This is a genomic window from Janthinobacterium sp. AD80 (genome assembly GCF_002878455.1).
Taxonomy (GTDB): domain Bacteria; phylum Pseudomonadota; class Gammaproteobacteria; order Burkholderiales; family Burkholderiaceae_D; genus Janthinobacterium.
The window spans coordinates 1-19,707 of the sequence record NZ_NRDQ01000027.1 but is presented as its reverse complement, the minus strand read 5'-3'; the positions used below and the strand labels follow the sequence as shown (position 1 = coordinate 19,707).

Annotated in this window: 16 protein-coding genes and 1 tRNA gene; 11 read left to right on the top strand and 6 right to left on the bottom strand. The window is 63.5% G+C overall.

Features of this window, described 5'->3' with window-relative positions:
* Nucleotides 1–38 precede the first annotated feature (38 nt).
* From JaAD80_RS06790 to JaAD80_RS06780, 3 genes are all read right to left on the bottom strand, one after another.
* Nucleotides 39–2,441 (bottom strand): S9 family peptidase, encoded by a 2,403-nt coding sequence (locus JaAD80_RS06790; protein WP_219726789.1) that lies wholly within the window; start codon nt 2,439–2,441, stop codon nt 39–41.
* 93 nt (nt 2,442–2,534) lie between these two features.
* Nucleotides 2,535–4,841 carry a bifunctional diguanylate cyclase/phosphodiesterase gene (locus JaAD80_RS06785; RefSeq protein WP_102293473.1) on the bottom strand — a complete coding sequence of 769 codons (2,307 nt, stop codon included), beginning with the start codon at nt 4,839–4,841 and terminating at the stop codon, nt 2,535–2,537.
* Between the two features lie 193 nt (nt 4,842–5,034).
* Nucleotides 5,035–5,340, bottom strand: a complete 306-nt coding sequence (locus JaAD80_RS06780) for a PsiF family protein (protein ID WP_102293472.1) — start codon at nt 5,338–5,340, stop codon at nt 5,035–5,037.
* 263 nt (nt 5,341–5,603) lie between these two features.
* Between JaAD80_RS06780 and JaAD80_RS06775 the strand changes: the two genes are divergently transcribed.
* Nucleotides 5,604–6,143: a DUF2058 domain-containing protein gene (locus JaAD80_RS06775; RefSeq protein WP_102293471.1), complete on the top strand. Its 540-nt coding sequence runs from the start codon at nt 5,604–5,606 to the stop codon at nt 6,141–6,143.
* A gap of 76 nt (nt 6,144–6,219) precedes the next feature.
* On the opposite strand, the gene JaAD80_RS06770 is transcribed toward JaAD80_RS06775, so the two are convergent.
* The 3 genes from JaAD80_RS06770 to JaAD80_RS06760 form a co-directional block, all read right to left on the bottom strand.
* Nucleotides 6,220–6,468 (bottom strand): hypothetical protein, encoded by a 249-nt coding sequence (locus JaAD80_RS06770; RefSeq protein WP_102293470.1) that lies wholly within the window; start codon nt 6,466–6,468, stop codon nt 6,220–6,222.
* Nucleotides 6,469–6,493: 25 nt separating this feature from the next.
* Complete coding sequence (locus tag JaAD80_RS06765) at nt 6,494–7,192, bottom strand: hypothetical protein (RefSeq protein WP_146012278.1); 699 nt, start codon at nt 7,190–7,192, stop codon at nt 6,494–6,496.
* A gap of 206 nt (nt 7,193–7,398) precedes the next feature.
* Nucleotides 7,399–7,474, bottom strand: a tRNA-Phe gene (locus JaAD80_RS06760).
* Between the two features lie 186 nt (nt 7,475–7,660).
* On the opposite strand from JaAD80_RS06760, the gene dkgB reads away from it, so the two are divergent.
* The 10 genes from dkgB to JaAD80_RS06710 all read left to right on the top strand — a co-directional run bounded on the left by dkgB (nt 7,661) and on the right by JaAD80_RS06710 (nt 19,615).
* Entirely contained in the window at nt 7,661–8,485 is an 825-nt protein-coding gene (gene dkgB, locus JaAD80_RS06755; protein WP_102293468.1) for a 2,5-didehydrogluconate reductase DkgB, read from the top strand.
* Between the two features lie 10 nt (nt 8,486–8,495).
* Entirely contained in the window at nt 8,496–9,425 is a 930-nt protein-coding gene (locus tag JaAD80_RS06750) for a TIGR03571 family LLM class oxidoreductase (protein WP_102293498.1), read from the top strand.
* A gap of 103 nt (nt 9,426–9,528) precedes the next feature.
* Nucleotides 9,529–10,731: an FAD-dependent monooxygenase gene (locus JaAD80_RS06745; RefSeq protein WP_258002845.1), complete on the top strand. Its 1,203-nt coding sequence runs from the start codon at nt 9,529–9,531 to the stop codon at nt 10,729–10,731.
* A gap of 152 nt (nt 10,732–10,883) precedes the next feature.
* Nucleotides 10,884–11,606, top strand: coding sequence for a DsbC family protein (locus JaAD80_RS06740; protein ID WP_102293466.1), 723 nt, complete (start codon nt 10,884–10,886; stop codon nt 11,604–11,606).
* A gap of 132 nt (nt 11,607–11,738) precedes the next feature.
* Nucleotides 11,739–12,197 (top strand): (2Fe-2S)-binding protein, encoded by a 459-nt coding sequence (locus JaAD80_RS06735; protein WP_102293465.1) that lies wholly within the window; start codon nt 11,739–11,741, stop codon nt 12,195–12,197.
* Between the two features lie 10 nt (nt 12,198–12,207).
* On the top strand, nt 12,208–14,481 hold the full coding sequence (locus JaAD80_RS06730) for a xanthine dehydrogenase family protein molybdopterin-binding subunit (protein WP_102293464.1): 2,274 nt from the start codon (nt 12,208–12,210) through the stop codon (nt 14,479–14,481).
* A 13-nt stretch (nt 14,482–14,494) separates the two neighbouring features.
* Nucleotides 14,495–15,100: an NTP transferase domain-containing protein gene (locus JaAD80_RS06725; protein ID WP_102293463.1), complete on the top strand. Its 606-nt coding sequence runs from the start codon at nt 14,495–14,497 to the stop codon at nt 15,098–15,100.
* A 30-nt stretch (nt 15,101–15,130) separates the two neighbouring features.
* Nucleotides 15,131–17,011 carry a M61 family metallopeptidase gene (locus tag JaAD80_RS06720; protein WP_258002844.1) on the top strand — a complete coding sequence of 627 codons (1,881 nt, stop codon included), beginning with the start codon at nt 15,131–15,133 and terminating at the stop codon, nt 17,009–17,011.
* A 165-nt stretch (nt 17,012–17,176) separates the two neighbouring features.
* Entirely contained in the window at nt 17,177–18,352 is a 1,176-nt protein-coding gene (locus JaAD80_RS06715; RefSeq protein WP_258002843.1) for a GGDEF domain-containing protein, read from the top strand.
* Between the two features lie 87 nt (nt 18,353–18,439).
* Nucleotides 18,440–19,615: a GGDEF domain-containing protein gene (locus tag JaAD80_RS06710; RefSeq protein ID WP_102293496.1), complete on the top strand. Its 1,176-nt coding sequence runs from the start codon at nt 18,440–18,442 to the stop codon at nt 19,613–19,615.
* Nucleotides 19,616–19,707 lie beyond the last annotated feature (92 nt).

Genomic DNA, 19,707 nt, shown 5'->3' with positions numbered 1-19,707 from the left:
AATCCGACAGCTTGCGCAAATGCGCCGGGCATGGACGTTTACTTCAGCGTGCGGTTAAACAACTGATAAATGCGGCGGTATTCGTCATACCACGCTTCCGGCTGCACGAAGCCGTGGCGTTCCATCGGGTAGCTGGCCATTTCCCAGTTATCCTTTTTCAGCTCGATCAAGCGCTGCGACAGGCGCACGGAATCCTGGTAGAACACGTTGTCGTCGATCATGCCGTGGGCGATCAAGAGGTTGCCCGTCAGCTTGTCCGCGTATTCGATCGGCGAAGAGATTTTATACGCTTGCGGATCGAGTTCTGGCGTGTTCAGGATGTTGGCCGTGTATTCGTGGTTGTACGTCGTCCAGTCCGTCACGGGGCGCAGGGCGGCGCCCGACTTGAAGATCTCGGGCGCGCGCATCAGGGCCATCAGGCTCATGAAACCGCCATAGCTGCCGCCATAGATGCCCACGTTCCGGATGTCGCCCTGATGCTGCTGCGCCAGCCACTTGGCACCGTCGATGAAGTCTTCCAGTTCCGGGTGGCCCATCTGGCGGTAGATGGCCGTGCGCCAGGCGCTGCCGTAGCCGAGCGAGGCGCGGTAGTCGACGTCAAGCACAATGAAACCCTGTTCCACCAGCAGGTTGTGGAACATCTGTTCGCGGAAATATACGGGGTAGCGCTCGGTCACGTTCTGCAGGTAGCCGGCGCCGTGGGCGAACATCACGATCGGATATTGTTTGCCCGCTTCCAGTGTTGCCGGGCGGTACAGCTTGGCCCAGATCGGCGCCGCGCCGTGGGTCGACGGCACTTGCACCAGTTGCGGCATGATCCAGTTGCGCGCCTTGAAGGCGTCGCTGCGCGTATCCGTCAGGATATTCGCCTTGCCGCCCGCCACGCTGATCGTGGCCAGTTGCGCCGGCACGTAGCTGGTGGAATAGCGCACCAGCAGCTTGCCGTTATCGGGCGACAGGCCGAAGTTTTCCACGCCCTTCAAGCTGGTCACTTCGCGCGCGCCGCCATCTTTCGCCGTGCTGGCGCACACTTCATACGTGCCAGGCGCTTGCGGGTTGCAGACAAAGTAGGCGTTCTTGCCGTCGCGGCTCCACTCGACATTGCTTACTTCCCACTGGCCGCTGGTCAGCGCGCGCGCAGGTGCGGCACCCGTCTTCGTGTAGAGGTGGGCGTAGCCGCTTTCCTCGGACAGGTACCACAGGGTGGCGTTGTCGGGCAGCCAGCCGAATTCGTCGGCGCGGCGGTTGACCCAGGCCGCGTCGCTGATGCGGTGCACGGGCAGCAGGGCGCCATTGGCCAGGTCGACATTGGCGATCCAGCGGTCCTTGTTGTCGATGGCGCGCACGCGCACGGCCACGCGCGAACCATCCTCGGTCCAGACGATGCCGTCGCGCTGGGCGTCGACGCGCACGGGACGGTTGCCTTTCAGCGGCGTGAGCTTTTGCTCGGCGCGCAAGGCGGCCAGCGGATCGGTGGCGATGCCGGGCAGGCTGTCGAACGCGATCTCGCGCACCTTGCCCGTGCGCAGGTCGGCCAGTTTCAGGCTTTGCGCGATGGGCATGTTGCGGCCCACGCGCGTGCGCTCGTCGTCCACGTCCGGGTAGCCGGTTTCCGTGACGTAGCGCGCCAGCTTGCCCAGCTTGCCTTTTTCCGCCGCCTTGTCTTGCGTGACGAACAGCAGCCAGCGGCCGTCCGGCGACAGGGCGCTGCCGGAAATCGTCACCTTCTCGCCCAGGTAGATCGGTTCCGGCGCGCGCGTGGCGTCCAGGCGGCGCTCTTCATGGCGGCGGTCGCGGCTCGTGTCGCGGTCTTCCTTCTGGCGCGCCAGGTTGACGATCAGGCGCAGTTGCAGGTCGCGCTGCGCGTCCGCTTCCGGCTTGGCGTCCGGGTCCTTGGCGGCGCGCAGCAGGGCAACGGGGGCGCTCAGGCGGTCAACGCGGCTCCAGCTGAACCAGTCGGTGCCGCTGCGGTATTGCACGGCGCCGCCGTCGCTGGAGTATTGCGGGTCGCTGATGGCCGACACGCCGCGCGTGATCTGCACCAGGACGCCGCTTTTCAGGTCGCGCTCGAACAAGTCGCCATTGCGCAGCAGGATGGCACGCGTGCCCGCCCGGTTGACGATCATCTGCTGGCCATCGAGGTTGGCCAGCTGCGCGTCATCGACCTTCTTGCCGCTATTGAGCTTGGCGTTCGCGCCGGACAGCTGATAGGTGTCGCGCAGGGGTGAGCCGAGGCGCTTCTGCTTGTAGTAGAGCTGGCCATTCCAGCCCCACCAGGCCGCTTCAACGGGTGTGCCGATCCAGTCGGGATCGGCCATCGCCTGGTCCAGGGTGATGGGCGTAGGCAGGGTGGGAGCAGGGGCCGCATGGGTGGCGGGCAGGGCGGCTGCAAGCAAGGTCAGCAGCAGTGGACGGGCCAACAGGGGGAGAACCAGACGCATCGGAGATCACTTTAACAAGAAAGAGTGGTGAAGGTGCAAGGCTATGAGGCTGGTATTCTAGCGGAGGAGTTTCATGCAGGAAATGTCGGAAAGCTAAGCCTGATGCTGGGCCAGCCAGGCGATCAGCGCGTCCAGCGGCATGGGGTGGGCATACAGATAGCCTTGCAAGCCGTCGCAATCGTGGGCGATCAGGAAGTTGGCCTGCTCCACCGTTTCCACGCCTTCGGCCACCACGCGCAAGCCCAGGTGGCGGGCCATGGCCAGGATGGCTTGCACGATGGCCGTATCGCGTGCGTCGCGCGGCGTGTCGTCGATGAAGCGCTTGTCGATTTTCAGCTCATACAGCGGCATCGAAGTAAGGTAGGCCAGGCTGGAATAGCCGGTGCCGAAATCGTCGATCGAAAAGCGGATGCCCATGGCGGCCAGTTCGCGCATGCGCGCCAGCGAGGCGTCGCGCTGGTCGATCAGCAAGCCTTCCGTCAGTTCCAGTATCAGGGCCGTGGCCGGCGTGCCGTGCTGGGCCAGCGCTGCCTGCACGCGGGCAGCGAAATCGGGCTGGCGAAACTGGGCCGGGCTCACGTTGACGGACAGGGCGATGGGCTGGCCGGCCTGCGCCAGCCGCGTGGCGGCGCGGCATGCTTCGTGCAGCGCCCAGTGGCCCAGGCGCACGATCAGTCCCGATTCCTCGGCGATGGGGATGAAGACGTGGGGCGACACCTGCGTGCCGTCCGCCTGCGGCCAGCGCATCAGCAGCTCGGCGCCCGTGACCCGGCCATGGCGGTCCACCTGCGGCTGCACATGCATACACAGCTCGCCGTCGTCGAGGGCGCGCGCCAGTGCACGCTCCAGTGTCAGGCGGCGCTCGACGCCGGCCTGCATGGCCGCCTCGAAAAACGCGATGCCATTGCGCCCTTCCGCCTTGGCGCGGTACATGGCGATATCCGCCTCGCGCAGCAGGTCGTGTGCCTGCTGGCCCGCTTTTGGCAGCAGGGTCACGCCGATGCTGGCCGAGCAGTGGTAGGACTGCGCGCCGATATCGAAGTCGCGCGCGATGGCACTGCGGATCTTCTCGGCCACCTGGGCCGCCGTGCGGGCGGCGCTGTCCGCGTCATCGGTCAGGTGAGTCAGCAGCACGACGAATTCGTCGCCGCCCAGGCGCGCCACCGTATCGGCCTTGCGCATCAGCTGGGCCAGGCGTTCAGCGGCCATGCGCAGCAGCGCGTCGCCGGTGGCGTGGCCGCGCGCGTCGTTGATGTGCTTGAAGTGGTCGAGGTCGATGAACATCAGCGCGCTGATCGACGGGTCGCGCGGCGCGGCGGCCAGCAGATGCGCGATGCGGTCCATCAGCAGGCGCCGGTTGGGCAGTCCCGTCAGCACGTCATAGAAGGCCAGGCGGTGGATATCCGCTTCCGATTTCTTGCGTTCGCCAATTTCGCGCTCGACGGCCACCCAGTGCGTCTGCCTGCCGGTATCGTCTGTAAACGGCACCAGTTCCGCCTCGACCCAGTAAGCCGTGCCCGCCCGGTGGTAGTTGAGCAATTCCGCCCGTACCGCTTGCGCGCCAGCCATGGCCGCGGCGATGCGCGCCAGTTCGCCCGCGTCCGTATCCGGGCCCTGCTGGAACAGCAGGCTGCGGCCCAGCACGTCGGCGCGCGCATAGCCGCTGCTGCGCTCGAAGGCGTCGTTCACGAAAATGATGCGCGTGGACGGGGCGGCGTGCGCGCCGGGGGGATGCTCCGCCACTTCGGCGATCATCACCATGTCGTTCAGGCGTGCCACCGCCGTGGCCGTCAAGCGCAGTTCCGCGTTCAGCGCCGACAGGGCCACGCCGCTGTGCTCGAGCGACAGCGCGCTCGCTTGGAGGCTTGCCAGCGCGTGCTCCAGGTGACGCAGCAGAAAGGCGCAGGACAGGGTCAGCACGGCCGCGATGAACAGGTAGTTCAGGGCAATGATCAGCGCGCGCAGCATGGGCGAATCGGGTACGCCACGCAGTTGCAGCGCCACATCCGGATGCAGGCCCAGCGCAAAGATGGTCAGCGAGGTCAGCGCCAGGCCCCACAGTGCCGGTTGCATGCCCAGCAGCAAGGCGGCCAGCACGGGAATGACCATCATGTAGATCTGGCTGATGGGGCCGATCTTCAACAGCAGGCCCACGCCAACAATGAAGGCGATGGCGAGGAATTGTCCTACCCGCCACTGGTAGGACGCGGCGCGCCAGTGCCAGAGCGCGGCGATCCAGGCAATGGCCAGCAAGTCGATGGCGACTATGGACCAGATAGCTTCGCGCGCGGCCAGCAGGGCGCTGGGAATGGCCGTGACTATGCCCAGCAGCAACACTACCTGCAGCAGGCGCGTAAAAATCTGGCCGCGCCAGTGCGCGAGATCGTTCGACGCAGCCACGCTGCCGTCCTTTCCCCAGGATGCTGTGCTGCCGAACTGGGCAGTATGATGAAAAATACTACGCGCTATCTTTCTTCATGTCATCTTAATCATTAAGCATGATTGACACGCTGGCCCGCTGGCGCTGGCCAAAAAAAAAAAAAAAAACGCCAGCCGTCAGGGCTGGCGCTGCGGCACGGGCCGATGGCCGTGCTTATTTTTTTGGCGCGCTCAGGCATTCCTTCATGAAGGCCTTGCGTGCATCGCCTTTCATGTCCTTGGCGTCGGCGTTGCACATCTTCATCTTGTTTTGCTGCGTCATGGCCGGTGCCGGCTTGGCGCTCAGGCATTCTTTCATGAAGGCCTTGCGTTCATCGCCTTTCTTGCCGGCGGCGTCCGCATTGCAGGTGGTCATTTTCGACTGTTGCGCCGTCTTGGCGACAGGCGCCGCTTCCGGTGCGGCGGCAAAGGCGGAGCCGGCGAACGCGGCGGCGATGCAGAGGGCGATGAATTGTTTCATGATAAATCCTTTAGACGCGGGCGATGGAAGGGGCATGCAATCGGCGCTGACTGCCGATATGCAAAACGTAACTAACTATATGACATTTATCAACAAAATTTACACACGAGTGTGTCTTTTTGTTACTGCCGGCTCCCAGTTGCCCGCAAACCGGCCCGGGCGGCCATTCCGCGGCGGCAAGCGCCCTGTTTTTTGCTATGCTAGCGACTTTCCACCGGCCGATGCCGCTGCCCTGGCCGGCGCACCCTCAATACGGAGTAGTTATGGTCTCGTTGCAAGAGCAGTTTTTAAAGGCCGGCCTGGTCGACAAGAAAAAGGTCAAGCTGGCCAACCAGGACAAGAGCAAGCAAAAGAAGGACGAGCGCAAGAGCGGCACGCAAAGTGTCGACGAGGTGCGCCTGGCCGCGCTCGAGACGCAGCGCAAGAATGCCGAGCGGGCGCGCGAACTGAACGCCCAGCGCGACGCGGCCGCCAACCAGAAAGCCATCGTCGCGCAGATCGCGCAAATGGTGCAAAAGAACAGCCAGAGCAAGGGCAACAATGGCGACGTGCCGTATAACTTCACCTTCAACAACAAGATCGAGCGCATCTATGTGACGGCCGCCGTGCAGGCCCACCTGGTGGCGGGCCGCCTGGTGATCGTCTGCCTGGGCGGCGCCGTGGAACTGGTGCCGCGCATCATCGCCGACAAGATCGCCGAACGCGACCCCGCCATCGTCGTGCGCGTCAAGCAGGCCAGCACGGAAGTGGACGAGGATGATCCGTATGCGGCGTTCCAGATTCCTGATGATTTGATGTGGTAAGAGCGATGCGGCTGGCCGCAGGCGGCCGCCTTGCGTGATTTGAGAACGCCAACCTTCGGGTTGGCTTTTTTTTGCGTTAATTCGGTGCGACAGGCAGGCCAAATCCTGCAGGTAATCGACCCAGGATGTCGCCAGTGATGCCGGAGTAAAAAATAATGCCGGCCATATTGCCGGCAAGGTAAATGCTTTGTATTGTTTTCATGTCCGTTCTGTCCGGAGTAAACTCGGACCGGTAGAAATCATAGACCAGGTAAGGCGCCGCCACTTTCATCACGAGCAGCGCCTTCAAGGCGGGTAGCTCTTTTTCCGCGACGGCATTTTCCATCGTCAACTGGATGACAGGTTTCTTGTTAGATTGAAAAATTGTCACGCTGAAAATCCAGGAACGGGATGCGATTGACTGCAATGCCCAGTCTTGCCGTGTCGGTTTCTTCGATGGGGTATTTTGCGCGATAGCTGCCAGGGCCTTTGTACGGACCTTTTGATTTCAGTTTGTAGCTCAATTCAAATTGATCCAGGCCCTTGTATCGCATTTTGTTGAGGTCGTAGTCAGGCGCGCCGATGTTATTGAGCTCAAAAGAGTAAGGCAAGACAAAGAGCTTTACTTTTCCCGTATTCGCATTGAATTCGTAGCTGATGGCATTGGAAGATTGTCCGTTGTTTTTGACCGGGGTCACCAAGGCAAACCAGTCATTCAAGCTTGAGTTGCCGATGATTTTTTCATCCAGGGCAGCGGTCTTTCTACGCTGATAATCAGCCGTCGATTCGAATTCCCCCTTTTTGTCGGCCACGAATTTTTGTATTGCTGTCACGGCGAGGCCAAGCGGCAAGCCAGGGTAGTCGGGATCAATGCGGCCGCTTGCCAGCATCTGCATGGTAAACGTCGACGCTGCCAGCCTTTTTTCCCATGGCCTGAGTGGGATTGCGCGCCGGGGTTCCTGCTGCGTGGTGCTTGAAGACGTTGTTACCGGTGCTGCGACTTGCGCAGGCTGCGCCATCGCGGTACTGGCAAGGGCACTGGCAACGGCCAGAAATAAACATTGTTTCACGGTCATCTTCCTTGATACGGGCGTTAATCTTTAATTAATCTTAACATGTTTCCCGTGGGGAAAATCCTGTGGCAGGAATGCCGGCGCCTTGTGCAATGGTGCCGGATGATGCGCTGGGAGGGGATGTGACGGCGCTATCGAATGTGACGGCGCCACAAACAAAAACGCCACCCGAAGGTGGCGTTTTTGAATGTGAAACGAATTCTTGGTGGCCCGGGGCGGAATCGAACCACCGACACAAGGATTTTCAATCCTCTGCTCTACCGACTGAGCTACCAGGCCAAGGTGGCGAATTATAGCAGACCAAAACGCGAATGCAAGAGCTGGCTGCCATTTTCCCCGGATTTCTTGCGGCGGCAGCTATTTATTTGCCTGTGGCGCAAATATGATTTGAGATGAGCGGTATTTTTCTCAACAAAAGATGGGCGCATAGTGTGGTCATCGTTACTGACTTGAGAGGATAACCGCATGAACGCCAGCACCCGACACACCGCCATCCCTGAAATTGGCCTGGGCACTTTCCGCCTGCAGGGCCAGGTCGTCATCGATTCCGTCACCACGGGCCTGGACGTCGGCTACCGCCATATCGATACGGCGCAAATCTACGGCAACGAAGCCGAAGTGGGCCAGGCGATCGCCGCCAGCACCGTGCCGCGCGAAGAACTGTTCGTCACCACCAAGATCTGGATCGAGAACCTGCAGCGCGACAAACTGATCCCCAGTTTAAAAGACAGCCTGCACAGGCTGCAACTGGAGCAGCTGGACCTGACCCTGATCCACTGGCCGTCGCCGAATGACGCCATTCCCGTCGCCGAATACATGACGGCGCTGGCGCAGGCCAAGGCACAGGGGCTGACCAGGGCCATCGGCGTGTCGAATTTCACCAACGCGCAGCTGCGGCAAGCCATCGATACCGTGGGCGCATCGGTAATCGCCACGCAGCAGGTCGAGATCCACCCCTTCCTGCAAAACCGCAAGGTGATTGACTTCGCGCGCAGCCAGGGCATCCACATCACGGCCTACATGCCGCTCGCATATGGCAAGGTGATGGCCGATCCCGTGATCGCTGCCATCGCGGCCCGGCACGGCGTGACGCCGGCGCGGGTGGCCCTGAGCTGGTCGCTGCAGCAGGGCTTTGCCGTGATCCCGTCGTCGACCAAGCGCGCCAATCTGGAGGCGAACCTGCATTTCCAGCGCATCACCCTGTCGCCGGACGAGATGGCGCAGATGGCGACCCTGGAACGCGGCGAGCGCCTGGCAAATCCGGACGGCCTGGCGCCGCAGTGGGATTGAGATGCAGACCATGACGGCGATGCACAAGCTGGGGCAGGGCGGTTTCAGCATCGGCCTGGAACTGCCGCTCGATAATGACTGGTCGTCCATGGGGCGCCAGGCGAATGCGGCGTCCGGCCGCCTGCCGGGCGAGCCTGACCTGAAACAGCACGCGGTGCTGGCCAAGCTGGCCGACCGCCTGGGTTTCCGCGCGCTGTGGCTGCGCGACGTGCCTTTGTACGACCCCTCGTTCGGCGATGCGGCCCAGGTCTTCGAGGTATTTACTTACCTGGGCTACCTGGCCGGCATCACCGAGAACATCTTGCTGGGCACGGCCGCCGTGGTGCTGCCGCTGCGCGAACCCGTGCTGACGTTAAAGGCGGCGGCCAGCGTGCAGCAGTTGAGCGGCGAACGTTTGCTATTGGGCGTGGCCAGCGGCGACCGGCCCGTCGAGTATCCCGTGTTTGGCCGCGATTTCGACCAGCGCGGCGCCGCCTTCCGCGAGCAGGTGGCCATGCTGCGTGACTGGGGCGAGAACCGCCTGCCATCGGGCATCCGTTTGCTGCCGAAGCCCGCCGCACCGTTGCCGCTGCTGGTGGCGGGGCTGGCGCAGCAGTCGCCCGCGTGGATCGGCGCGCAGATGGATGGCTGGCTTGCCTACCCGGGCACGCCGGACGACCATGCGCGGCGCTCGGCGCAATGGCGCGCCGTGGCCGGGGACGACAAGCCCTACGTCAGCTTCATTCACCTGGACCTGGACGAGGACCCGACCATGCCGCTGCAGCGTTTCCGTTTCGGCGGGCGCACGGGGCGCGATGGCCTGATCGCCGAGCTGCACGCCATGCGCGCGGCCGGCGTGCGGCATATCGGCTTGCAGCTGCGGCAGAACCGCCGCCCGCTGGCCGAGGCGCTGCAGGAGATCGCGCAATATGTGCTGCCCGTGTTTCATGCGGAAGCTTGAGCTGGTGCAGCCTGTCCTGTACTTCCGGACTATCTGAAAAGGGCGGGGCAAACGCTATAATGGCCGCATGAACAGTCCCACTCCCCCTACCATGCGGCGCTTCATGCATAGCCACAGCGACGTTTGCATCGTCGGCAATGGCGCCATCGCGAAAACCACGGCGCTGGCGTTTGCCCAGGCAGGACAAAGCGTCACCCTGTTATGCCCGGCCAGCCCGCCGGCCGCCGCTTTGGCCGCCAAGCCGGCCGAGCCAAGCTGGGATGTGCGCGTGTATGCGCTCAATCACACGGCGCACCAGCTGCTGTCGTCCCTGAAGGTGTGGGGCGCGCTGGAGGCGGACAGGGTGGCGCCCGTTGATGCCATGCTGGTCAACGGCGACGGCGCGCAGGCCGGCGGACTCGGTTTCGACGCCTATGGCGCCCACGTGGGCACCCTGGCGTGGATCGTCGAAGACCGCAACCTGGGCCAGGCGCTGGACGCCGCGCTGAAATTCGCGCAGAACGTCAACGTGGTGCAGGGCCGCGCCAGCCGCCTGGAATGGACGAATGATTCCACCATCGTGCATCTCGACAGTGGCGACAGCATCACCTGCGCGCTGGTCGTGGGCGCGGACGGCGCCCAGTCGTGGGTGCGGGGCCAGTGCGATATCGGCCTCGATTACCGCTCATATGGCCAGCGCGGCGTGGTCAGCAACTTCGCCTGCGCAAAGTCGCACCATGGCGCGGCGCACCAGTGGTTCACGGGCAGCGAAGGCATCGTCGCCCTGCTGCCGCTGCCAGGGGACCGCGTCTCGCTGGTCTGGTCGGCGCCCGATGCGCTGGCCGATACCTTGATGGCCGAACCGGTCGACGCCCTGGCCGCGCGCCTGGCAGTCTTCTGCGAGGACAAACTGGGCAAGCTCACGCCTTTGCAGCCGGAACTGGTGCGCGCGTTTCCGCTGACCCTGATGCGCCCGCACGCCATGGTGGCGCCGCGCGTGGCCCTGGTGGGCGACGCCGCGCACGTGGTGCATCCGATGGCCGGCCACGGCATGAACCTGGGTTTTGCCGACGTGGCGCAGCTGGTCAAGACCATCAGCGAACGCGAAGCGCACCGCGGCATCGGTGACGAGCGCGTGCTGGCCCGCTATGCGCGTGCGCGCAAGGAAGACGTGCTGCTGATGCAGCTGGCCACCGATGGCCTGGCGCGGTTATTCGGCGCCGATCTGGAGCCGCTGCGCGTAGTTCGCAATTTGGGATTAAACTTGCTGGATAAATTACCGGCCCTGAAGCGGAAAATGATTGCGCACGCATTGGGACATCCGTAAATATCAGCGAATCTTAAGATATCGCCGGATAATGGTAGCAGTGAAAATTCAAGGTCGCGCAGCTCGTCTGCGGCGATCGTTTTGTTAAAGAGATAACGGCGCCGGGCCCCCTGCCAGTTTCGCCGGGCGTTACAAGTGGAGAAGTGATAGTGATGAAAATGAGCAGAATCGCATTGGTACTGGCCTCGGGCCTGATGATGTCGTGCGCCGGCGCGGAAACGCCGACGGAAGCGAATATCAAGAAGCTGATCGAGCCGCGCCTGGGCGAAGGCGCCAAGGTGGACTCGGTCAAGGAGACCCCGTACGGCGGCCTGTTCGAAGTGCGCACGGGTGGCGACATCCTGTACACGGACAAGAATGCGCAGTATCTGTTCGTTGGCCACGTCTTCGACGCCAAGACCTCGCAAGATCTCACCAAGGTGCGCCTGGATGAAGTCAACCGCATCAAGTTCTCCGACCTGCCGCTCGATTCGGCCATGAAAACCGTCAAGGGCAATGGCAAGCGCGTGATCGCCGTGTTCGAAGATCCGAACTGCGGCTATTGCAAGCGCTTCCGCCAGAACGCCTTGAAGGAAATCGACAACGTCACCGTCTACACCTTCATGTACAACATCCTGTCGCCCGATTCGATCGCCAAGTCGCGCAATATCTGGTGCTCGCCAGACCGCAACAAGGCCTGGGACGACTGGATGCTGAACGGTAAAGTGCCAGCCGCCTCGCCGGCCAATTGCGCCAACCCGCATGAGAAAATCCTCGCATTGGGCCAGCAATTGCGCGTCTCCGGCACGCCAGCCATCTTCTTTGCCGACGGCAGCCGCATTCCGGGCGCAGTCGATGCGAAAACGCTGGAACAGAAATTCTCGACCATTAAGTAATCCGGGCTGTCGCCAGGAAGGCTGGACGGCGCGCCCTCGCAAGGCGCGCTTTTTTTTGCTTTTTTTTCCGCTGTCGTATCATCAAGTGTTGTTCATAGACGCCATAACAATCCAAAAAAGGGGAAGCAGCAGATGATTACCTTGAATATCAACGGACGCGACACGCAAGTCGACGCCGATCCATCCACGCCCATCCTGTGGGCACTGCGCGATAACCTGGACATGACGGGTACCAAGTTCGGCTGCGGCGCGGCCCTGTGCGGCGCCTGCACGGTGCACCTGGACGGCCAGCCGATCCGCTCCTGCATCACGCCGATTTCTTCCGTCGGCGCGCAAAAGATCACCACCATCGAAGCGATGGAAAACGACCAGGTGGGCAAGGCCGTGCAGGCGGCCTGGGTACGCCACGACGTGCCGCAATGCGGCTACTGTCAAAGCGGCCAGGTGATGAGCGCGACGGCCCTGCTGCGCACCAACAAGTCGCCCAGCGATGCCGACATCGATGGCGCCATGAGCGGCAACATCTGCCGCTGCGGCACCTATCAACGGATCCGCGCGGCCATCAAGGACGCGGCCAAGACCCTGGCCTGAGGAGAGCGACATGCGTATCGAATGGTTGAATCAGGAAGCATTGCAGCATGGCGGCGTGACCCTGGGCGCGGCGCTGGCATCGGCGCCGGTGGCTGTCGTTGGCGCGGCCGATGGCGTGTCGCGGCGCGGTTTCATGAAAGCCGGCGCGGTGGCTGGCGGTGGCTTGATGCTGGGCTTTTTCCTGCCCGGCGCAGGCAAGCTGGCGCAGGCGGCCGATGCCGCTCCCGCCAAGCCCGTGTACGCGCCGAACGCCTTCTTGCATATCGCGCCCGATAACACGGTGACGGTGCAGGTGAACCGGCTGGAATTTGGCCAGGGCGTGCAAACCAGCTTGCCCATGCTGATCGCCGAGGAACTCGACGCCGACTGGAGCCTGGTGCATGGCGCCCTGGCGCCGGCCGGCGAGCAATACAAGGATGCCGCCTACGGCATGCAGATGACGGGCGGTTCGGGCAGCATCGCCCATTCGTTTACGCAGTACCGCGAAATCGGCGCCAAGGCGCGCGCCATGCTGGTGGGCGCCGCCGCCGCGCAATGGAAGGTGAATCCCGACCAGGTGCGCGCCGCCAAGGGCGTGCTGTATGGCCCTGGCGGACAAAAGGCGACGTATGGCGAGTTTGCCGACGCGGCCATGCGCCAGAGCGTGCCCGCCACGGTCAAGCTGAAAGACCCGCGCGACTTTTCCATCATCGGCAAGCCCGTGAAGCGCCTGGACGCGGCCGCCAAATCCACCGGCAAGCAGCAGTTCAGCATCGACTTCAAGCCACCTGGCGCCAAGGTAGCGATGGTGGCGCGCCCGCCCGTGTTTGGCGCCAAGGTGGCGAAATTCGACGCCAGCAAGGCCAAGGCCATTCCTGGCGTGCTCGACGTGCTGGAAGTGAAGACCGACCGTGGCGGCAGCGGCGTGGCAGTGATCGCCACTGGCTACTGGCCCGCCAAGCAGGGCCGCGACGCGCTGGTGATCGAGTGGGATAGCAGCGCCGTGGAAAAGGTCAGCAGCGACAAGCAGCTGGCCGCCTTCAAGGCGCTGGCGAAAACGCCGGGCACGGTGGCGCGCCCATTCGATGTCGCCGCGCTGGCCAAGGCGCCGAAGAAAATCGACGCCGTCTACGAGTTCCCTTACCTGGCGCACGCGCCGATGGAGCCGCTCAACTGCGTCATCGACCTGCAGGTCGACAAATGCACGATGTGGGTGGGTTCGCAATTCCAGACGGGCGACCAGGCGGCGATTGCCGCCACCTCCGGCCTGAAACCGGAACAGGTGACCCTGCACACGATGATGGCGGGCGGCGGCTTTGGCCGGCGCGCCGTGCCGTCGTCCGACTACGTGGTCGAAGCCGTCAACGTCGCCAAGGCATACCGGGCGGCGGGCAAGAGCGGCCCCTTGAAACTGATGTGGAGCCGCGAGGATGACATCAAGGGCGGCTACTACCGGCCGTCGCATGTGCACCGCGCGCAGATCGGCCTCGACGCCAAGGGCAAGATCGTGGCATGGGACCACATGATCGTCGGCCAGTCCATCATGGCCGGTACGCCATTCGAAGCCTTCATGGTGAAAAATGGCGTCGATGGCACCATGGTCGAAGGCATGGGCGAGCCGTACACCTTGCCGATGAAGCTGTCCGTGCACACGGCCAAGGCGAACGTGCCCGTGCTGTGGTGGCGCTCCGTCGGCTCGACGCACACGGCCTTTGTCATGGAAACCCTGATCGACGAGGCGGCGCACGTGGCGAAAATGGACCCCGTTGCCTACCGCAAGCAGCTGATCGACGCCAAGCACACGCGCCACATCGCCGCGCTGGATCTGGCCGTGGCCAAGTCCGGCTATGGGAAGAAGAAGCTGCCAAAGGGGCAGGCCTGGGGCGTGGCCATGCACGAGTCGTTCAATTCCGTGGTCGCCTATGTGGTGACGGCATCGGTGGTGGAAGGCGCGCCCAAGCTGCACCAGGTGTGGGCCGGCGTGCATTGCAACCTGGCCGTCAATCCGCTGACGATCGAGGCGCAAGTGCAGGGCGCCGCGCTGATGGCGCTGGGCATGACGATTCCGGGTGCCGCCATCACGCTCAAGGATGGCGTGGTGGAGCAGCAGAACTTTGGCGACTACCCGGTGCCGCGCATGCCCGACATGCCGGTGATCGAGGTGCACCTGGTGCCGTCGGGCGACGCGCCGACGGGCATGGGCGAACCGGGCGTGCCGCCATTGGCGCCCGCCTTCGCCAACGCGCTGTTCGCCCTGACGGGCAAGCGCCTGCGCAAGCTGCCGTTCGACCTGGCCGCCGCATGACGGCAGTGGTGTTGTGAGTACGGTCGGCATCTTGCTGGCAGCCGGAAGGGGACGCAGGTTCGACCCTTCCGGCGTGCAGAACAAATTACTGCAGCCCTTGAAGGAAGGTCCGCACGCCGGCTTGCCGGTGGTGGTGGCGGCAGCGACGAACATGCTGGCGGCCCTGCCGCGCGTGCTGGCCGTGGTGCGCGCCGACGACACGCAGGTGGCGCGTGCGCTCGGCGCGCTGGGCTGCGAGGTGCGCGTCTGCCACGACGCCGACACGGGCATGGCCGCCTCGCTGACCTGCGCCATCGCGCATGTGCGCGGCGCGCCGGGCTGGCTGATCGCTCTGGGCGACATGCCGAGTGTGGAAACGGCTACAATCGCCGCCTTGTCGCAAGCCATAGACGATGGCGCGCACATCGCCGTGCCCGTGTTCCAGGGCCGGCGCGGCAATCCTGTCGCGTTCAGCGCCTTCCACTTGCCGCTGCTGCTGGCGCTCGACGGCGACCAGGGCGCGCGCAGCATCGTCAACAGCCATGCCGTATGCGAAGTGAGAGTGGACGACGGCGGCATCTTGCGCGATATTGATACACCTGACGATTTGTCGCCGGTGCATGGCGCGCCCGGGCGATAGTAGAACATCCATGCCAGACACGAGGAAAACATGAAGAAAGCACCGATTAAAAAAATCACCGCAAAAGTCTCCGGCAATGCCACAAGCAAAGCCGTTGCGAAAACCAAGGCGAAAGCCGCACCGGCCGCCGGCATCCTCTACAGCATCGCCGCTCTTGATCTGGCGGGCCACATGTTCAAGGTGACGCTGACCGTCAAGGCGCCGGCCGCCATTGGCCAGGTGTTTGCCCTGCCGGCCTGGATCCCGGGCAGCTACATGATCCGCGAATTCTCGCGCAACATCGTCAGCATCCGCGCCGAAGCCGAAGGCAAGGCCGTGGCATTGGCCAAGCTGGACAAGCATTCGTGGCAGGCCGCGCCCTGCCAGGGACCCCTGACGGTGGAATACGAGGTGTATGCCTGGGACCTGTCCGTGCGCGCCGCCCACCTGGACCAGAACCACGGCTTCTTCAACGGCACCAGCGTGTTCCTGCGCGTGCTGGGCCAGGAGGCTGACGCACATGAAGTCAATATCGTGCAGCCGAAGGATGCGGCCTGCAAGAACTGGAAAGTGGCCACCACCTTGCCGGAACTGAAAGCCAAACGCTATGGCTTCGGCAGCTACCAGGCAGCCAATTACGATGAGCTGATCGACCACCCGGTGGAAATGGGCGACTTCGCGCTGGCCACCTTCACCGCGCACGGCGTGCCGCACGATATCGTCGTCACGGGCAAGGTGCCGAACCTGGACCTGGAGCGCCTGTGTCGCGACCTGAAAGCCATCTGCGAAACGCAGATCGCCTTCTTCGAGCCGAAGACAAAAAAGGCGCCGATGGACCGCTATGTGTTCATGACCATGGCCGTCGGCGACGGTTACGGCGGCCTCGAACACCGCGCTTCGACGGCATTGATCTGCGCGCGCGCCGATCTGCCGACGACGGCTTCCACCAGCACGGAAATCGGCGACGGCTACCTGAAATTCCTCGGCCTGTGCAGCCACGAGTACTTCCATACGTGGAACGTCAAGCGCATCAAGCCGGCCGCCTTCGCGCCCTACAACCTGCAGGCGGAAAGCTATTCGCCGCTGCTGTGGCTATTCGAAGGCTTCACCAGCTACTACGATGACCTGATGCTGGTGCGCGCGGGCCTGATCGACGAGGACGCCTACTTCAAGCTGCTGGGCAAGACTGTCAACAGCGTCTTGCGCGGCAGCGGCCGCACCAAGCAGAGCGTGGCCGATTCCAGCTTCGACGCCTGGGGCAAGTACTACCGCCAGGATGAAAACGCGCCGAACGCCATCGTCAGCTACTACACCAAGGGTTCGCTGATCGCGCTGGCCTTCGACCTGACCCTGCGCAGCAAGACGAACGGCGAAAAATCGCTGGACGATGTGATGCAGGCCTTGTGGCAGCGCTATGGCCGCGATTTCTACAAGGGCAAAGCGCGCGGCGTGACGCCGGCCGAAGTCGAAGACCTGTTCGACGAGATTGCCGGCACGCGCATGAAGCCCTTCTTCGAGCGCTATATCCGCGGCACGGATGATGTGCCGCTGGCGCGCCTGCTGGCGCCGTTCGGCGTCAAATACAGCGATGTGCGCAAGGCGCAAAAACCGAGCCTGGACGTCAACCTGGGCCGCGACGGCAACGATGCCAAGCTGGCGCAGGTGCACCAGGGCGGCGCCGCCCACCTGGCCGGCCTGTCGGCAGGCGACGTGCTGGTGGCCATCGATGGCTTGCGCGTGACGGGCAGCAACCTCGACACCTTGCTGGGCCGTTACGCCGTCGGCGCCAAGGTGGCGGTGCACGCCTTCCGCCGCGACGAGCTGATGACCTTCACGGCCGAACTGCAGGGCGACCGCGCTCCCGGCATCAGCCTGGCACTGCTGCCGGCGCCCAAGAAGGCCACGGGGCCGAAGCGTCCTAGCGCGCAATAAGCGCGTAGAACCGCCAGCAATACCGCCGGCGGGACTGCTTGTGCCATGCACAAGTTTTCCCTGCCGGCGATTCTCCGCCTGTTTTTCACGCTACACTCTCGCACGAACCCTGGCGCTGGCAAGCATGTGCGGCGCCACTCCACTGTCCCGTGTACCGATTCTGCCGTGAACCTAGATCCTGTTTCCATCATCCTGATGTCAACCCTGATGACGGTTGCCATGTGCGTGGTCATGTTTGCCGCGCAGCGCAGTTTCCCGCGCAACGTGGAAGGCTTGCGCGAATGGGGCATCGGCATGGCGGGCCTGGTGCTGGCCAGCGGCCTGTTTGGCTTGCGCGGCATCGTCATTCCTGAAGTCTTGCTGCCACTGGCCAATTCCATGTTCCTGTGGGGCGTCGGCTTGCTGATGGTGGGCACGCAGCGGTTCTATGGCGTGCGGCCCAGCTGGCACCTGTTTCACGGGGCATGGCTGCTTGGGTTGCTGGTGATGCTGTGCTGGCTGTACCTGTGGCCCGACTTCGCCATGCGCGTGGCCATGTTTTCCTTTCTCATGCTGGCGCTGAACCTGACGCAATTTATCGTCATCGTGCGGCATGGCGAGCGCCACGCCACGACCTGTTTTTTTGGCCTGCTGATGCTGGTGCAGGCGCTGGCGATGCTGCACCGTGGCGTGAACGCCTTGCTGGGCGGCGCCGGCAGCGACATGATGCATGGCGGCCCCCATTACAATCTGTACTTGGCGCTGCTCGCCTTCATGACCTTGCTGCTGCCCGTCGGCTTCATCACGGTGGCCACGCGCCGCCTGCAGACCTTGCTCGAGCAGCGCTCCAACCGCGATCCGCTGACAGCGCTGCTGAACCGGCGCGGCTTTGCCGACTTCCACGCCCGGCATAGCGCGCGCCAGCCCTTGGCCGTGATGAGCATCGACCTGGATTTTTTCAAGGCCATCAATGACCGGCACGGCCATGCCATGGGCGACCGCGTACTGGTCGACGTGGCAAGCGTGATCCGCGGCGTCTTGCGCGACAGCGATGCCGTGGCGCGTTTCGGCGGCGAGGAGTTTGTCGTCCTGCTGCCCGAGTCGCAGCAGGCACGCGCCGAACTGCTGGCGCAGCGCATCCAGGCGGCGCTGCGCCAGCCGCGTCCGGACGCAAGCTTGCCGCACTACACGCTGAGCATCGGCATCGCCTGCCAGGCGGCGGAGGACGAATCGCTCGACAGCATGCTGCAGCGCTCGGACAGGGCGCTGTACCGCGCCAAGCAGCTGGGACGCAACCGTGTCGAGGTCGCCACGCCCGCATTGCTTTCGCCGCAAGCGCCGCAGCATATTTGCCTTAACTGAACTAAATTTTCCATAACTGAACTAAAATTGCTGTAATGATTTTTTAGGCCGCCTCCGCCAGTGGAAACCCTCGATCCCCGCACCATCATGTTGATGACTACCCTGATGTGCGGGGCCATGAGCATCGTCATGTTTTCCGTCTACCGCAGTTTCCGGCGCGAGGTGCATGGACTGGGCCACTGGTCGGCGGGCCTGCTGCTGCTGGTGCTGGCATCCTTCCTGTTCAATATGCGCGATAGCTGGCCCGATGCGGTGGCGCTGCTGGGGGCGAACACGGTCCTGATGCTGGGCATCGGCCTGTCGATGCTGGGCACGGAAAAATTCTATGGGCAGGGCCCCAGCCTGCGCTGCTATGCGCTGGCCTGCGGTCTCGGCGTGGCGGGCATCGCCTGGTGGCTGCTGGTGACGCCCGATTTTTCACGCCGCGTGGCGGTTTTTTCCTTCATCGTGTTTTTTTTCTATGCGCGCCAGGCGCAGCTGGTGTTTGCGCACGGCGAGCGCCATTTTTCCAGTTTCTTCTTTGGCGCGCTGATGCTGCTGCAGGCTTGCGTGGTGCTGCTGCGCGGCGGCATGGCCTTGTGGCATGGCGGCGCCAGCGTGGACTTGACGGTGGCCGGCACGCAAGCCAGTATTTATCTGGCGGTGGCCAATTTCATGGCGTTGCTGCTGACGGTGGGCTTCATGACGGTGGCCACGCGGCGCCTGCAGACGATACTCGAGCGCCGCTCCACGCACGATCCCCTGACGCAGGTGCTGAACCGGCGCGGCTTCGGCGATGTGTACGAACGCGAAAAGGCGAATCTGCGCCGCAAGGGCCAGCCTTTGACCTTGCTCAGCATCGACCTCGATTTTTTCAAGTCGATCAATGACCGTTATGGCCACGCGATGGGCGACAAGGTACTGGCGCACGTGGCGCGCATCATCGGCGGCGCGCTGCGCGACACCGATTGCGTGGCCCGCTTCGGCGGCGAGGAATTCGTCGTGCTGATGCCGGACATGGCGCCGCACAACGCGCTGGGCGTGGCCGAGCGCATCCGCACCCTGCTGCATGAGCCGAACGGCCATGGGCTGCCGCCGTGTACGGTGAGTATCGGCGTGGCGTGCCAGGCATCGGTGCTGGAGGAGCTGGACCAGTTGTTGTCGCGTGCCGATGCGGCCCTGTACCTGGCCAAGGAAAATGGCCGCGACCGCATCGAGTGTGATGTGCTCAGCGTTACTGTGGTCCGGACAATGTCCGCAGCTGGAAGCGATACTGGTCGTTGAACAGGAAGGTCTCAGAGAAGTCCAGCGTCTTGCCGCGGCTGTGCATCAACTGCGCCGCGGGCGGGAAGGGCGCCGGCACGCGCCGCACGGCG

Excerpts from the sequence above, each read along its gene's own strand:
- JaAD80_RS06790 (WP_219726789.1), bottom strand. The coding sequence starts at position 2,441 with ATGCGTCTGGTTCTCCCCCTGTTGGCCCGTCCACTGCTGCTGACCTTG.
- JaAD80_RS06780 (WP_102293472.1), bottom strand. The coding sequence starts at position 5,340 with ATGAAACAATTCATCGCCCTCTGCATCGCCGCCGCGTTCGCCGGCTCC.
- JaAD80_RS06775 (WP_102293471.1), top strand. The coding sequence starts at position 5,604 with ATGGTCTCGTTGCAAGAGCAGTTTTTAAAGGCCGGCCTGGTCGACAAG.
- JaAD80_RS06770 (WP_102293470.1), bottom strand. The coding sequence starts at position 6,468 with ATGGAAAATGCCGTCGCGGAAAAAGAGCTACCCGCCTTGAAGGCGCTG.
- dkgB (WP_102293468.1), top strand. The coding sequence starts at position 7,661 with ATGAACGCCAGCACCCGACACACCGCCATCCCTGAAATTGGCCTGGGC.
- JaAD80_RS06750 (WP_102293498.1), top strand. The coding sequence starts at position 8,496 with ATGACGGCGATGCACAAGCTGGGGCAGGGCGGTTTCAGCATCGGCCTG.
- JaAD80_RS06745 (WP_258002845.1), top strand. The coding sequence starts at position 9,529 with ATGCATAGCCACAGCGACGTTTGCATCGTCGGCAATGGCGCCATCGCG.
- JaAD80_RS06740 (WP_102293466.1), top strand. The coding sequence starts at position 10,884 with ATGAAAATGAGCAGAATCGCATTGGTACTGGCCTCGGGCCTGATGATG.
- JaAD80_RS06735 (WP_102293465.1), top strand. The coding sequence starts at position 11,739 with ATGATTACCTTGAATATCAACGGACGCGACACGCAAGTCGACGCCGAT.
- JaAD80_RS06730 (WP_102293464.1), top strand. The coding sequence starts at position 12,208 with ATGCGTATCGAATGGTTGAATCAGGAAGCATTGCAGCATGGCGGCGTG.
- JaAD80_RS06720 (WP_258002844.1), top strand. The coding sequence starts at position 15,131 with ATGAAGAAAGCACCGATTAAAAAAATCACCGCAAAAGTCTCCGGCAAT.
- JaAD80_RS06710 (WP_102293496.1), top strand. The coding sequence starts at position 18,440 with ATGTTGATGACTACCCTGATGTGCGGGGCCATGAGCATCGTCATGTTT.